14 protein-coding genes are annotated in these 14,259 nt (G+C 69.9%); 7 read left to right on the top strand and 7 right to left on the bottom strand.

The window, feature by feature from the left end:
• The 5 genes from zwf to U3653_RS13685 all read left to right on the top strand — a co-directional run bounded on the left by zwf (position 1) and on the right by U3653_RS13685 (position 6,175).
• On the top strand, positions 1-1,575 hold the full coding sequence (zwf, locus tag U3653_RS13705; protein ID WP_195080215.1) for a glucose-6-phosphate dehydrogenase: 1,575 nt from the start codon (positions 1-3) through the stop codon (positions 1,573-1,575).
• Complete coding sequence (opcA, locus tag U3653_RS13700; protein WP_195080316.1) at positions 1,572-2,480, top strand: glucose-6-phosphate dehydrogenase assembly protein OpcA; 909 nt, start codon at positions 1,572-1,574, stop codon at positions 2,478-2,480. The genes zwf and opcA overlap by 4 nt, the downstream gene beginning before the upstream one ends.
• Positions 2,473-3,228: a 6-phosphogluconolactonase gene (pgl, locus tag U3653_RS13695; RefSeq protein WP_195080216.1), complete on the top strand. Its 756-nt coding sequence runs from the start codon at positions 2,473-2,475 to the stop codon at positions 3,226-3,228. The genes opcA and pgl overlap by 8 nt, the downstream gene beginning before the upstream one ends.
• A gap of 106 nt (positions 3,229-3,334) precedes the next feature.
• Positions 3,335-5,644: a transketolase C-terminal domain-containing protein gene (locus tag U3653_RS13690; RefSeq protein WP_195080217.1), complete on the top strand. Its 2,310-nt coding sequence runs from the start codon at positions 3,335-3,337 to the stop codon at positions 5,642-5,644.
• Between the two features lie 51 nt (positions 5,645-5,695).
• Positions 5,696-6,175, top strand: coding sequence for an SRPBCC family protein (locus tag U3653_RS13685; RefSeq protein ID WP_195080218.1), 480 nt, complete (start codon positions 5,696-5,698; stop codon positions 6,173-6,175).
• Positions 6,176-6,183: 8 nt separating this feature from the next.
• Here the strand turns inward: U3653_RS13685 and U3653_RS13680 are convergent, their stop codons facing one another.
• Together U3653_RS13680 and U3653_RS13675 are read right to left on the bottom strand one after the other, a co-directional pair.
• Positions 6,184-6,786 (bottom strand): DUF7691 family protein, encoded by a 603-nt coding sequence (locus U3653_RS13680; protein ID WP_195080219.1) that lies wholly within the window; start codon positions 6,784-6,786, stop codon positions 6,184-6,186.
• Between the two features lie 60 nt (positions 6,787-6,846).
• A complete protein-coding gene (locus U3653_RS13675) occupies positions 6,847-7,794 on the bottom strand; it encodes an alpha/beta fold hydrolase (RefSeq protein ID WP_195080317.1) in 948 nt (315 codons plus the stop codon).
• A 96-nt stretch (positions 7,795-7,890) separates the two neighbouring features.
• Here U3653_RS13675 and U3653_RS13670 point away from each other — a divergent pair, with 96 nt between their 5' ends.
• Positions 7,891-8,751 carry an SDR family NAD(P)-dependent oxidoreductase gene (locus tag U3653_RS13670; RefSeq protein ID WP_195080220.1) on the top strand — a complete coding sequence of 287 codons (861 nt, stop codon included), beginning with the start codon at positions 7,891-7,893 and terminating at the stop codon, positions 8,749-8,751.
• Between the two features lie 9 nt (positions 8,752-8,760).
• Here U3653_RS13670 and secG read toward each other — a convergent pair whose 3' ends face one another.
• The 3 genes from secG to U3653_RS13655 are packed head-to-tail and all read right to left on the bottom strand — an operon-like array spanning position 8,761 to position 11,603.
• Entirely contained in the window at positions 8,761-8,994 is a 234-nt protein-coding gene (gene secG / locus U3653_RS13665) for a preprotein translocase subunit SecG (protein ID WP_039798855.1), read from the bottom strand.
• Between the two features lie 55 nt (positions 8,995-9,049).
• A complete protein-coding gene (locus U3653_RS13660; protein WP_195080221.1) occupies positions 9,050-10,648 on the bottom strand; it encodes an MFS transporter in 1,599 nt (532 codons plus the stop codon).
• Positions 10,649-10,658: 10 nt separating this feature from the next.
• Positions 10,659-11,603, bottom strand: coding sequence for a DMT family transporter (locus U3653_RS13655; RefSeq protein ID WP_195080222.1), 945 nt, complete (start codon positions 11,601-11,603; stop codon positions 10,659-10,661).
• 291 nt (positions 11,604-11,894) lie between these two features.
• Between U3653_RS13655 and U3653_RS13650 the strand changes: the two genes are divergently transcribed.
• Entirely contained in the window at positions 11,895-12,677 is a 783-nt protein-coding gene (locus tag U3653_RS13650) for an META domain-containing protein (RefSeq protein WP_195080223.1), read from the top strand.
• A gap of 9 nt (positions 12,678-12,686) precedes the next feature.
• Here the strand turns inward: U3653_RS13650 and U3653_RS13645 are convergent, their stop codons facing one another.
• Together U3653_RS13645 and tpiA are read right to left on the bottom strand one after the other, a co-directional pair.
• Positions 12,687-13,331 carry a DUF1579 family protein gene (locus U3653_RS13645; protein ID WP_195080224.1) on the bottom strand — a complete coding sequence of 215 codons (645 nt, stop codon included), beginning with the start codon at positions 13,329-13,331 and terminating at the stop codon, positions 12,687-12,689.
• Positions 13,332-13,473: 142 nt separating this feature from the next.
• Complete coding sequence (tpiA, locus tag U3653_RS13640; protein ID WP_195080225.1) at positions 13,474-14,259, bottom strand: triose-phosphate isomerase; 786 nt, start codon at positions 14,257-14,259, stop codon at positions 13,474-13,476.

Raw genomic sequence — 14,259 nt, 5'->3', positions numbered from 1 at the left:
ATGGCCGGGACAGCGGCCGAGGATCGGCCCGACGCGGCCGAATGGCACAACCCGCTGCGGGACAAACGGGACAAACGGCTTCCGCGCATCGCAGGACCGTGCAGCATGGTCATCTTCGGCGTCACGGGTGACCTGTCTCGGAAGAAGCTGATGCCGGCCATCTACGACCTGGCGAACCGGGGGCTGCTGCCCCCGGCCTTCGGCTTGGTCGGCTTCGCGCGCCGCGACTACGCGGACGAGGACTTCGCCCAAGTGGTGCTGGAGGCGGTCAAGGCGCACGCGCGGACCCCCTTTCGCCAGGAGGTCTGGGATCAGCTTCTGGAGGGCATCCGGTTCGTCCAGGGCACCTTCGACGACGACGCGGCCTTCGACCGGCTCACCGACACCCTGACCACGCTGGACAAGGAACGCGGCACCGGCGGCAATCACGCGTTCTATCTGTCGATTCCGCCGAACATGTTCCCGCTCGTGCTCGACAAGCTCTGCGCTCACGGTCTGGCCCAGACCACCGGGCCCGACGCCGCGCGCAAGCCCTGGCGGCGGGTGGTGATCGAGAAGCCGTTCGGGCACGACCTGAAGAGCGCGCAGGAACTCAACGCGCTGGTCAACGGGGTGTTTCCGGAAGAGCGGGTGTTCCGCATCGACCACTACCTCGGCAAGGAGACGGTGCAGAACATCCTCGCGCTGCGCTTCGCCAACCAGCAGTACGAGCCGATCTGGAACGCCAACTTCGTCGACCACGTGCAGATCACCATGGCCGAGGACATCGGCCTCGGCGGACGCGCTGGCTACTACGACGGCATCGGGGCCGCGCGGGACGTGATCCAGAACCACCTGCTGCAACTGCTTGCCCTCACCGCCATGGAGGAGCCGATCAGCTTCGAGCCCAAGCAATTGCAGACCGAGAAGATCAAGGTGCTCTCCGCGACCAGGCTCATCGAACCGCTGGACGAGACCACCGCGCGCGGCCAGTACACCGAGGGCTGGCAGGGCAGCGAGCACGTGGTCGGCCTGTTGGAGGAAGAAGGGTTCGACCCGAACTCCAAGACCGAGACCTATGCCGCGATCCGGCTGGAGATCGACACCCGCCGCTGGGCCGGTGTGCCGTTCTTCCTGCGCACCGGCAAACGGCTCGGCCGCAGGGTCACCGAGATCGCGGTGATCTTCAAGCGGGCCCCGCACCTGCCGTTCGACCAGACCATGACCGAGGAACTCGGCCAGAACGCGCTGGTCATCCGGGTGCAGCCGGACGAGGGCATCACGACGCGGTTCGGCTCCAAGGTGCCGGGCTCCAGCATGGAGGTACGCGACGTCAATATGGACTTCAGCTACGGCGAGGCGTTCACCGAGTCCTCGCCGGAGGCCTACGAACGCCTGATCCTCGACGTGCTGCTCGGGGTGCCGTCGCTGTTCCCGGTGAACGCGGAGGTCGAATTGTCCTGGCGCATCCTGGATCCGGTGCTCGACCACTGGGCCGCGGCGGGAAGGCCGGAGCCGTATGAGGCGGGCACCTGGGGCCCGTCGTCCGCGGACGAGATGATCGCCCGTACCGGGCGAGAATGGCGGCGCCCGTGATCGTCGACATGCCCGACACCAAGACCGGCGAGGTCACCAAGCGCATCGTGAAGTTGCGCGAGAGCAACGGCGTGATCACCATGGGCCGCGTGCTCACGCTGGTGGTGTGCACGCTCGACAGCTCCGAGGCCGAGCACGCGATCGAGGCGGCGAACGAGGCCAGCCGCGAGCACCCCTGCCGCGTGGTGGTGCTCGCGCGCGGCGACCGGGAGGCGCCCACCAGGCTGGACGCGCAGATCCGCGTGGGCGGCGACGCGGGCGCGGCCGAGGTCATCGTGCTGCGGCTGCAAGGCGAACTGGTCAGCCACGAAAGCAGCGTCGTCACGCCGTTCCTGCTGCCGGACACTCCGGTGGTCGCCTGGTGGCCGCGCGGAGCGCCGGAGTTCCCGTCCAAGGATTCGGTGGGGCGCCTGGCGGGCCGCCGCATCACCGACGCCACCTTCGCGGCCGATCCTCAGGCGACGATCAAGAGACGACTGCAGTCCTATGCCAGCGGCGACACCGATCTGGCGTGGAGCCGGATCACCTACTGGCGTGCCCTGCTGGCGGCGGCCATGGACGAGCCGCCGTTCGAACCGGTGGACTCGGTGACGGTGTCCGGGCTGCGCGACGAGCCTGCCCTGGACATGCTGGCCGGCTGGCTGGCCGCCCGGCTGGACTGCCCCGTGCGCAGGCGAACCGGCCCGCTGCGGGTGGAGCTGCATCGGCCCACCGTCTCCATCGCGATCGAACGACCGCAGACCGGCCGCACCGCCACGCTGACCCGCACCGGCGAACCGGTGCAGCGCATCGCGCTGGCGCGCAGGGAGACTCGCGACTGCCTCGCCGAGGATCTGCGCAGGCTGGACGCGGACGAGATCTACGCCGAGGCGCTGGCCGGAATCGAAAGGGTGATCTATGAGTGAGCACACCGATTCGCCGTTCCCCAGCGACACCGTCGAGGTGCATCTCGACACCGAGTCGCTGGTGGCCGCCGCAGCGGCCCGGTTCGTCTCGGTGGTCGTCGCCGCACAGGCCGAGCGCGGTTCGGCGTCGGTGGTGCTGACCGGCGGCGGCACCGGCATCGCCCTGCTCGAGCAGGTGCGCAAGGCGCCGGGCGACATCGACTGGTCCCGGGTCGAGGTGTTCTGGGGCGACGAGCGTTTCGTGCCCGCGAACGATCCCGAGCGCAACGACCTGCAAGCCAGGCAGGCGCTGCTCGACCACGTGCCGTTGGATCCGGCGCGCGTGCACCCGGTGGCCGTGTCCGACGGCGAGTACCCCGATCCGGTGGAAGCCGCCGCCGAGTACTCCGCGACGGTGCACGCCCACCTCGCCGAACACGGCGCGTTCGACCTGCACCTGCTCGGCATGGGCGGCGAGGGGCACGTGAATTCGCTGTTCCCGGATACCGACGCGGTGCGGGAAGCGCACGAACTCGTCGTCGCCGTCACGAATTCGCCGAAGCCGCCGCCGGTGCGGGTGACGTTGACCCTGCCCGCGGTGCGCCGCAGCAGGCACGTCGTGCTGGTGGTCGGCGGCGCGGCGAAGGCCGAGGCAGTGGCCGCGGCCATCGGCGGCGCGGACCCGGTGGAGGTGCCTGCGGCAGGTGCGACGGGCATCGACTCCACCACGTGGCTGCTCGATCAGGAGGCCGCGTCCGCCCTGCGCTGAGTTACTGTCCGTCATCTCGTAAATCCGCCTGTCGTCACCCTCGGTTTTCGTAAGAACACCGTCAGATCTCCCGGACGAACGGCGGAGTTTACGAGATGATCGGTCGGTGACCGATCAGGCAGTCGAGCTGGACGAGCGGTTCCGGGCCTCCGTCGCCGCACTCGCGCCGCGCCCCGGCCGCGCGGCGCATCAGCCGATCGCACCCGGCGGCGCGATCACCGGCGCGGCATGCCTCGAGTTGTTCGAAGCGCAGGCGACGAGCAGGCATCTCGATTTCGCGGCACGCCGCCTCGGCGGCGCCCGGCAGGGCTACTACAGCATCGGATCGTCCGGCCACGAGGGCAACGCCGCTCTCGCGGCCGCACTGCGGGTCACCGATCCCGCCCTGCTGCACTACCGATCGGGGGCGTTCTTCGTGCACCGGGCCCGGCGCGTGCCAGGGCTCGATCCCATCCGGGACGTCCTGCTCGGGGTGGTGGCCGCGGCGGCGGACCCGATTTCCGGTGGGCGGCACAAGGTGTTCGGCAGCGCCGACGCCAACGTCATCCCGCAGACCTCGACCATCGCCTCCCACCTCCCGCGCGCCGTCGGGCTGGCGTTCGCGATCGATCGCGCGGCCCGGCTCGATGTCCCGTGTCCCTGGCCCGCCGACGCGGTGGTGGTGTGCAGTTTCGGCGACGCGTCGGCCAATCACTCCACCGCGGCCGGCGCGATCAACGCCGCGATCCACACGGCCCGCCAAGGGATCGCCATGCCGATCCTGTTCGTCTGCGAGGACAACGGCATCGGGATCAGCGTTCCCACCCCACCGGAGTGGATTCGGCAGGCCTACGGCAGCCGCCCCGGCCTGGCGTGGTTCGCCGCGGACGGTTGCGCCGCCGTCGACGCGCTGACCACCGCCGACACCGCGGCGCGGTGGGTGCGGGACCGGCGCGCGCCCGCGTTCCTGCACCTGCGGACCGTGCGCCTGCTCGGCCACGCGGGATCCGACGTCGAAACCGCCTACCGCCGTCCCGCCGAGATCGCCGCCGACCTCGCCCGCGATCCGGTCCTGGCCACCGCGCGACTGCTGATCGAGTCCGGCGTGGCCACACCGGCCGACGTGCTGGACCGGTATGCCGCCATCGGCCGCCGCGTCGCCACGGCCGCCGAACGCGTCTCGGCCGAACCGAAACTCGCCTCGGCGGCGGCCGTGATCGCCCCGATCGCGCGCGCCCGCCCTGCGCTGGTGCGCGCCGACGCGCTCCGAACCGGCCCGCTGCCGCACAACGATCGCGAACACCCCCCGGACGCGAACGCCGGCCCCGGTGCGCCACGCCGGAACGGCGCTGAGCGCACCGAGCAGATGACCATCGCGCAGGCGATCAACGACACCCTCGCGAGCATGCTGGCACGCGATCGCGACGTGCTCGTCTTCGGGGAGGATGTCGGCCGCAAGGGCGGTGTGTACGGCGTGACCAAAGGTCTGCAGAAGACGTTCGGCGCGCGCCGGGTGTTCGACACCCTGCTGGACGAGCAGAGCGTCCTCGGCACCGCGTTGGGCTCGGCGCTGGCCGGGTTCGTGCCGATTCCGGAGATCCAGTACCTCGCCTACCTGCACAACGCCGCCGACCAGATCCGCGGCGAGGCGGCCACGCTGTCGTTCTTCTCCGACGGCCGCTACCGCAATCCCATGGTGGTGCGGATCGCCGGATACGCCTACCAGAAAGGCTTCGGCGGCCATTTCCACAACGACAACTCGGTGGCCGCGCTGCGTGATATCCCCGGCGTCGTGCTGGCCTCCCCCGCCCGCGCCGACGACGCCGCGGCGATGCTGCGCACGTGCGTGTCGGCGGCCCGCGTGGACGGCAGAGTGTGCCTGTATCTCGAGCCGATCGCGCTGTATCACACGCGTGACCTGCACCGTCCCGGCGACGACGAGTGGCTGGCGCGCCCGTCCGCCGCCGGGTACGCCGAGATCGGCCGGGCCCGCGTCTACGGTGACGGCGCCGATCTGACCCTGGTCGGCTTCGCCAACGGTGTGCCGATGAGCCTGCGCGCAGCGCGGCGTCTGGCTCGGCACGGTATTCACGCACGGGTACTCGACCTGCGCTGGCTCGCTCCGCTGCCGGTGGACGATCTGCTGCGCCACGCGCGCGCGACCGGGCGGGTCCTCGTCGCGGACGAGACCCGCCGCAGCGGAGGCGTGGCCGAGGCCGTGTGCGCCGCGCTGATCGATGCCGGTTTCACCGGCCGTTCGGCGCGCGTGACCAGCGAGGACAGTTTCGTGCCTCTGGGTCCGGCCGCCGCGACGGTGCTCCTCGACGAGGATCGGATCGAAGCCGCGGCCCTGCGTCTGCTGGGCGAGGCGACCACCGCGCGAACGCGGCGCGCCGAAGCCCGGCATTCCGCGAAACTCGATTCGGCCGGGAAATAGTGGAAATAAATACAGTGAGAACACGGTGACCAGCAGCGGAAAGGACTCGCGATGACCACGATGTCCATGCTCGGCGAGGTACGGCCGGAGCACGAGCACACGGCCGACGGCGACCTGGTGCTTCTGCACTATCTGCGGTCGTTCCACAAGCCCGTGCTGGAGGTGTGGTCGGCGGCCACCGAGCGCGGCCAGCTCGCCCGCTGGCTCGGCGCGGTCTCCGGCGGCAACGGCAACCTGACCATCGACCTGTTCGACGGTCCCGTGTCGGGCCCGGTCGCGGTGCGCGTCGACCACTGCCAGGCGCCGCACGAATTGGTCGTGCACATCGACGGCTGCCTACTCGAAGTCCGGATGACCCAGGTCGGCGTGGTCACCACCGTGGAACTGACCCGCCGCCACGTCTGCCCCGCCGACGCGGGCGCCATCGGCCCGCGCTGGCAGTACCTGCTCGACCGTCTCACCGCCTACCTCGACTACCAACCGCTGCCGCGCTGGTCGGACTATCCGAAGCTGGCCGAGGAATACCGCTAGGCCCGCGGTCAGTAGAAGAACCCGGCGACACCCCAGCCGGGACGCGCCTGCGCCTCCCGGATCCACGCGACGCAGGACTCGATGGCGGCGAGCACCTCGTGGTCGACCTCCTCGCGTTGCGGTGGCGTGGTCGACTCCCATTGCACCAGCGCTTCCGCGCACTGCTCGGGCGTCCACTCGCCGTAGCCGGGCAATTCGTCGGGCTGCGGCAGCGAAGGCGGCAGCGAGTGGTACATGAACGATCGGACGCCGACCGCTTTGATGCCGAGCGTGGCCAGACCGTCGTCGACGTGGTCGAGCCAGCGGCCGCGGAACGCCGAGAAGTAGCGATTGTCCACGAAGCGGCCGTAGAACTGGCAGATCGTCTGGAAGGCGTAGCCGTACTGGAAACCGTAGGCGGGGTCGAACGGGCCGCCGTCGATGACGGCGCGCACCGCCTCGTAGCGGGTGGGCGCGCCGGCCGCGATCTCCTCGGCGAACCAGTCGTCGTCATGGGTGAGCTGGGCTTTGAACCGGCCGCCGATCATCCGCCGGAGCTTGTCGTCCCGGGACCCGATGGCGCCCTTGATCCGGTCCAGCTCGACGACGTAGATGCTCAGGCCATAACTCATTCACCGAACAATAGCGGTGCCCACCGACACCGAACGCGGCTGAGCCCGTGGAGGATTCGCTCAGGCCGAAAGCACGGCCGGATGCTCGGCCAGATGGGCCAGATGAGCGGTGAGCAACGCGTTCACCTGCTCGGTCCGCTCCAACTGGACGAGATGGCCGGCGTCGGCGATCTGGGTCACCGCGCGCAGGTCTGCGACGTGCGCGCGCATGGTGGCCAGCGGATCGCGGCCGCTGAAACCTTCCATGTCGGGATCCCGGTCGCCGTACAGGAAGTAGGCGGGCACAGTGACTTTCGCGTCCGCGTAGTCGGCGGTGAGTTCCCAGTTGCGGTCGAGGTTGCGGTACCAGTTCAATCCGCCGGTGAACCCGGTGCGCTCGAAATCCGCTGTCAGCGTGTCCAGTTCGTCCGCGCCGAGCCATCGCCACGGCAGCGCGGGGGCCTGCGGCAGCACGTCGAGGTAGCCGGTGCCCTCGGCGGGGAAACGCCAGGTGTCGAGGTAGTGGTAGTCGGCGCTGAGCGCGTGGTACACGCGGGCGAGGAACTCCCCCGGCCGCGCGCCCAGTTCCGCGTCCGCCACGCCGGGGGTCTGGAAGTAATGCAGGTGCAGGAAATGCCGAGCCGCCGCCTTGGCCCACAGCTGCGACGGCATGCGCGGCGGACGCGGCGCGAACGGATTGTTCAGGACGACGACCCCGCGCACCCGTTCCGGCGCGCGCAAAGCCAGTTCCCACACCAGGGCCGCGCCGAAGTCCAAGCCGACGAACACCGCTCGCTCCGCGCCGATGTCGTCGAGCAGGGCGAGCAGATCACCGCAGACCGCGCGATTGGTGTACGCCTCCGGGTCGGCCGGGACATCGGTGCGTCCGTAACCCCGCAGGTCCGGCGCGATGGCGCGGTACCCGGCCGCCGCCACCGCGGGCAGCTGACGGTGCCAGATGTACCAGGTGTGCGGGAAGCCGTGGCAGAAGACCACCGGTTGCCCGGTTCCCTGCTCGGCGACGTGCATCCGGACCCCGCCGGTCGTCACGAACCGATGCGTCAGCTCCACACGGACCTCCAAAAGCTAGAACACGTTATCGTTTCACGGTAGTGTTCCGGTTTCGTGAGCGGAATACCCGAAAGGCTCGAAGGCAAGGTCGCGGTGGTCACCGGCGCCAGCCGCGGCATCGGCAAGGGCATCGCGCTGGAGCTGGGCGCGGCGGGTGCCACGGTGCTCGTCACCGGCCGCTCGGCGGCACAGGGACGACTCCCAGGCACCGTACACGCCACGGCCGCGGAAATCGATGCCGCGGGCGGAACCGGCATCCCGTTCGTGTGCGATCACCGCGACGACGACGCGGTGGAGCGGCTGTTCGAGCTGATCCGCACCGAACACGGCAGACTCGACGTGCTGGTCAACAACGTCTACAACTCCCCCGCCGCGGCCCGCTGGCTGGGCAAGCCGTTCTGGGAGGTCCCGCCGGCAGCCTGGGACGAGTCGTTCGACGTGGGCGTGCGATCCCATTACGTGGCAAGCTACTTCGCCGCGCCGCTGCTGATCGAGTCCGGCGGGCTGATCGTCAACATCTCGTCGCCGGGCGCGCGCCGGTACATGCACAACGCGGTGTACGGCGTCGCGAAATCCGCCGTGGACCGGCTCACCGCCGACATGGCGCAGAATCTCGCCGGCACCGAGGTCACCGTGGTCTCGCTCTGGCCTGGCATCGTGAATACCGAACTGCTGCAACTGGTTCCGGCCGACGCCGAGGGCAGGCGGCTGGTCACGCTGCCCGGCGAGGGCACCTTCGACCTCGGCGACGCGCAGACGCCGCGATTCACCGGCCGCGCCGTCGTCGCGCTCGCCACCGACGCGGGCCGACGCTCCCGCACCGGACTTCCCTGGCCGGTGGCCGACCTCGCCGAGTACTACGGGTTCACCGACATCGACGGGCGCGTCCACCGCCTCGACCAGCGGGCGCGGTGACCGCGGGAATCAGGCGAACTTGATCTCCAGGCCGATGCCGAGGATGGCGATCAGCCAGATGACGCCGGTGAAGATGGTGACGCGGTCGAGGTTCTTCTCCACGACGGTGGACCCGGACAGGCTGGACTGCACGCCGCCGCCGAACAGGCTGGACAGACCTCCACCCTTGGCGCGGTGCAGCAGCACCAGCAGCACCAGCAGCACACTGGTGATGATCAGGAGGATATCCAGGAACATCCGCATGCCGGACAGTGTATGCGGTCGGTGCGACGGCACCGAATCAGGCACTCGGCCGACCCTAGCGCCGGTCGACGGCGACCAGATGGGTCACCTGCTCCCCTTCGGCGGCGCTGAACTTCGCGACGGCCTCTTCGCGCAGCTGGTCCTGGGCGGTGAGCCGAACCTGGTGCTGGTGCATGTGCTCGGCCCAGGAGCGCACGACGAACGCCTCGACATAGCGATCGATCACCCCGACGTCGCGATACAGGCGCCATTCCATCGCCCCGGTGCGCTGCCTGGATCGCCCGACGAAGGCCATGGCGGCGAGGAATTCCTCGACGCACCCCTCCGGGACGTCGTAGTTGCGCAGGATCAGCACCGGACCGTCGTCGGGATCGGGTTCGACCACCAGCTGGGGTTCCGGCCAGAACGCCGACGGGGTGAGATCGAGCAGTTCGGGATCGTTGCGGATGGGCAGCCACACCGTGCTCACCGCGCAGAACGCCAGCAGCGCCGCGGCCCACAGCAGCGCGGGCACCGTACCGATCGCGTCGGCGACCAGACCCCAGACCAGTGAGCCGATCGCCTGCCCGCCCATGAAGACCAGCAGGTACACCGACAGTCCCCGGGCACGCACCCAGGACGGCAGCAGCAACTGCATGGTCGAGTTCATGGTGGACATCGCCAGCAGCCAGGCCAGCCCCGCGAACACCAGCAGCACGAGCACCACCGGCACGACGCGCAGCAGCGCGCTGCCCGCCGTCGCCAGTCCGAACAGGATCGCGGCGACGGTCAACCGCTGCGTGGGGGTCAGCCACGCGCGCAACCGCGACAACCCCGCCGCGCCGAGCACCGCGCCGATGCCGAGCGCGCCCAGCATCAGACCGTACCCGGACGAGGACAACGCGAGCTGATCCCGCGCGACCACCGGCAGCAGCGCCCACACCGCGCTGGCGGGCGCGATGAACAGGATCGAGCGCAACAGCACCCGGCGAATGGCGGGCGCAGCCCGGATGAACCGCGTGCCCGCCTGCAAAGCCGCCAGCGGGCGCTCGGTGGGCAGCCGCCGATCGGTCGCGGGGCGGCGCCACACCGTCAGCACCGCGACGATGCCGACGAACGACACCGCGTTCAGCGCGAACACCAGCGTCGGCCCCGACAGCGACACCAGCACCCCGGCCAGCGCGGGACCCACCGCCCTTCCGATGTTGATGTTCATGCTGCCCAGCGCCGACGCCGCCGGGATCTGCTCGCGCGGGACCAGTTCCGGCTGGATGGCCTGCCAGGCGGGCGCGGTCAGCGCTTGGCCGCAGCCGAGCAGGAACAACAAGGTGAGCAGCACCGCGGGCGTGGTGTGCCCGGTGGCGGTCGAGACCGCAAGGATCATGGCCAGCACCGCCATCGTGGACTGCGCGCCGAGCAGCAGCCTGCGCCGATCCAGCAGGTCGGCGAGCACGCCGGACGGGATGGACAGCAGCATCACCGGCAGCGTGATCGCGGTCTGCACGAACGACACCAGCGCCGCCGCGTTGGGCTGATCGACCATGATCCACTGCGCGCCGACGGTTTGCATCCACGTGCCGAGGTTCGACACCAATTGCGCCACCCACAGCGCCCGGTAGACCGGAGAACGCAGCGGCGCCCAGGTGGAAATCGGCGTCGTCGCGGCAGTGGTCACCCGCCGGAGTTTAGTCGCGGGACGAACACCGGCTCGACGCCATGTCCTGCGCGGGCGCCGCCGGTCGCGACTGCCTCGCCGCGAGCAGCACCGCCAGGATGAGCAGGGCGGCGCCGGCCAGCCCCGGCGCGGTGAGGCGCTCGCCCAGGACCACCGCCGCCAGCACCGCTCCCGTGAGCGGCTCGAGCAGGGCGAGCACCGCGGCGAGCCCGGGACCGGCCGCGGCGAGCCCACGGAAGTACAGGGTGTAGGCCACGGCGGTCGGCGCCAGCCCCAGCAGCAGCGCCAACGCGACGCCGTGCGGCGTCGGGTCGAACGCGACACCGCTCGCCGCCGCGAGCGGAGCCAGCAGCACAGCGCCTCCGGTGAACCCCAGGCCCGTGATGGTCATCGCGTCGAGGCCGGGGACGGGCGTGGCGTTGATCACGGTGACCGTCGCGAACGCCGCCGCTGCCGTCGAGGCGAGCACCGCGCCCGCCAGCAACCCGCCTGCCCCCGGGTGGCCGGCCGGGACGCCGACCAGCAGAGCCAGGCCGCAGAGGGCGATGCCGATGGTTACCGCCCGTAGCCTGTCCACCGCACGTCTTCCGGTGCAATGCTCCAGCGCGGCGACGATCACCGGCGACATGCCGATCGTGATCAACGTGGCGAGGCTCACCGACGAGGTCGTCACGGCGGCGAAATAGGCCGCCTGGAACACCGCCGCGAGCACGGCCACCGCGCCGATCCGCCGCCACGCCAGCGGGTCGCGCGGCCACGGCCGCCGCGTACTCATCAGCAGCGCCACCAGCAGCAACCCGCCGACGGCGAGCCGGCAGGTCGCCACCGCGACCGGTGACAACCCGGTGGCCCGGTGCAACAGCGTGCCGAGCAGACCTCCGGTACCCCAGAGGATTCCGGCGCCGACGAGGTGGACCAGCCCCGAACGGCCGGTCGAGAACACAGATGAGGACATCGAGATTCGCGCTCCTGCGACGAGAGGGGTAGGGGGTCGCGGAAGCGAGGTGCGCAGTGATGCCGAAAAGGGCGCGCTCACCGCTGGGTGGCGCGCTGGATACCTACACCTCGCTCAGGAGGCGGGCGGCGGGGTGATGGGGAAGCACCGGTGCACGGCACAGATATTAGTACGAGGCGCGGCGAGTCATCCCATGCATTCCGGTTTCCGCCCAGGTGCGGTTGCCTCCCGCGAAGCCGCCGCGATCGCCGAAATCCTGGTGGGACGGCACGACATCGGTAGCATCGCCGCATGGTGGCACACTCGGCGCGACTGGGACCCGTCGTCCTGCTCGCCCTCTGCGCGATCACCGGGTGCTCGGGCGGCGAACCGAAGCGGGGCGCCGACGAATCGACTCCGGCGGACCGCACCTTCATCTCGACCGATGTCCAGGGCACGCCGATTCCCGGCGGCGGACCGCTGACGCTGGGCTTCACCGACAGCCGCGTCGCCGCGGACGCGGGCTGCAACAAATTCACCGGCGCGGTCTCCTTCGACGAGCACGTCCTGCACGTCTCCGGTCTGGCCACCACCCTCATGGCCTGCGAGGACGAGCGGCGCGGCGCCGACGAATGGCTCAGCGGGCTGTTGAATTCCGAGCCGAGCTGGCGGCTCGACGACGCGCGGCTGATGCTGCACAGCCCCGACCGCACCGTGACCTTGCTCGACAAGAAGGTCGCCCGGCCGGACAAACCGGTCAAGGGCACGCCGTGGCTGATCGGCGCGCTCATCACCGACAACAGCCAGATCCGCTCACGGGCCCTCGACGAGGCGCAGCCCACGCTCGTCATCGCCGAGGACGGCGGTGTCTCCGGCAACGCCGGATGCAACCGCATGACCGGCAGCGCCGAGGTGTCCGGTACCGGGATCACTTTCCGGATCGCCACCACGAAGATGATGTGCTCGCCGGAGGTGATGGAAGTCGAACAGGCCGTGCTGAAAGCCCTCGACGGCAAGACCACCGCCGCCGTGGACGCCGACACGCTGACCTTGCGCAACGACAACGGCGCAGGCCTGGTCCTGCACGCGCAGTGAGCGCGCCCGCTACTTCCTCCGTGTGAGCACCACGCGATCGGCGACCCGCTCCGCCTCACCGGGCGGCGCGAAGTAGATCTCCATGACCACCCGATCGGCCACTTCCGGGCGGATCACCGTGCGCATCGGAATGGTCTTGCCCACGAACTGCGGGCCGAGCACACCGGGATCGGTGAATTCACCGGCCATGACGATATCGGGATCGCCGCCGCTGTTCTTGGCACCCTTGTAACTCATCGTCATCGGCGTGACGCTGTCCACGGTGGTCCACTCGTAGCGGTTGTCCGTCGGTGCGAATCCGAGCAGACCGAGCCGGTAGTACGGTCTGTCCGCGAAGGTGCCCTCCGCTTGCTCCCGCAGGAAGTTGCCGCCGGTCTCGGCGATCCATTCCCACCGCGAGACGATCTCGCTCCTGATCGGATTCTCCGCCGTGCCACCCGCGATGTAGGTCGATTTCTCGCCCTTCCACTCCCCCACGAGCTGGTTCAGCCTGCGGTGCCCGGCGTCCTGCTGCTGCGGCGGCTGCGCCGCCGCGGTGGCGGACGCCGTGTCGTGGTGAGCGTGCTCGTCATGCGTGGTGTCTCCGGAACAACCGGCGAGGGTGGCCAGCGCGACGAACGCGACCGGAAGTGCGGCGTACAGCTTGCGTGGCATCACGGAAATCCTTGTCCGACCGGCGATTCGAGCCGCGTCATCATCGCACGACCGGACCGCTCCGGCGGTTCACCGCTGGGAAACGCGCGACAGCCCGGCATCGCGGGAGCAGCGATACCGGGCTGTCGAGTAGTGCCCGGGGTCAGGGCAGCGGGCCGCCCGCGGCGATGGCGGACAGAGTGGCGAACTCGTCACCCTTGAGCGAAGCGCCGCCGACCAGTGCGCCATCGATATCGGTCTGCGCGACCAGTTCTCCGACGTTCTTGGCGTTCACCGACCCGCCGTAGAGCACGCGGACACCCGCCGCGACCTCCGGCGAGGCGAGCTTCTCCAGTTCCCCGCGAATCGCGCCGCAGACCTCCTGCGCGTCGGCGGGGGTGGCGACCTTGCCGGTGCCGATCGCCCACACCGGCTCGTAGGCGATGACGATCTTCGAGATCTCCTCCGCCGTCAGGCCCTTCAGCGAACCGCGCAGTTGCTCGAGGTTGTACTCGACGTGCGTGCCCGCCTCGCGGATGTTCAAGCCTTCGCCGATGCACACGATCGGGGTGATCCCGTGCTTGAGCGCCTGCTTGGCCTTGGCCAGCACGGTCGCGTCGTCCTCGTTGTGGTACTGCCGCCGCTCGGAGTGCCCGACCACGGCGAAGGTGCAGCCCAGCTTGGCGAGCATGCTCGCGCTGATCTCGCCGGTGTACGCGCCCGACTCGTGCACCGAGACGTCCTGGCCGCCGTAGGTGAGCAGCAGCTTGTCGCCTTCGACCAGCGTTTGCACGCTGCGGATGTCGACGAACGGCGGGATCACCGCCACGTCCACCTTGTCGAAGTACTTCTCCGGCAGCGCGAATGCGATCTTCTGCACCAGAGCGATGGCCTCGAGATGATTGAGATTCATCTTCCAGTTGCCCGCGATGAGCGGTTTGCGTGCCAT

The organism is Nocardia implantans (assembly GCF_035544775.1).
GTDB classification, from domain to species: Bacteria; Actinomycetota; Actinomycetes; order Mycobacteriales; family Mycobacteriaceae; genus Nocardia; species Nocardia implantans.
Note: the sequence above shows the minus strand (reverse complement) of the source record. Positions and strands in the feature narration are given on the sequence as shown.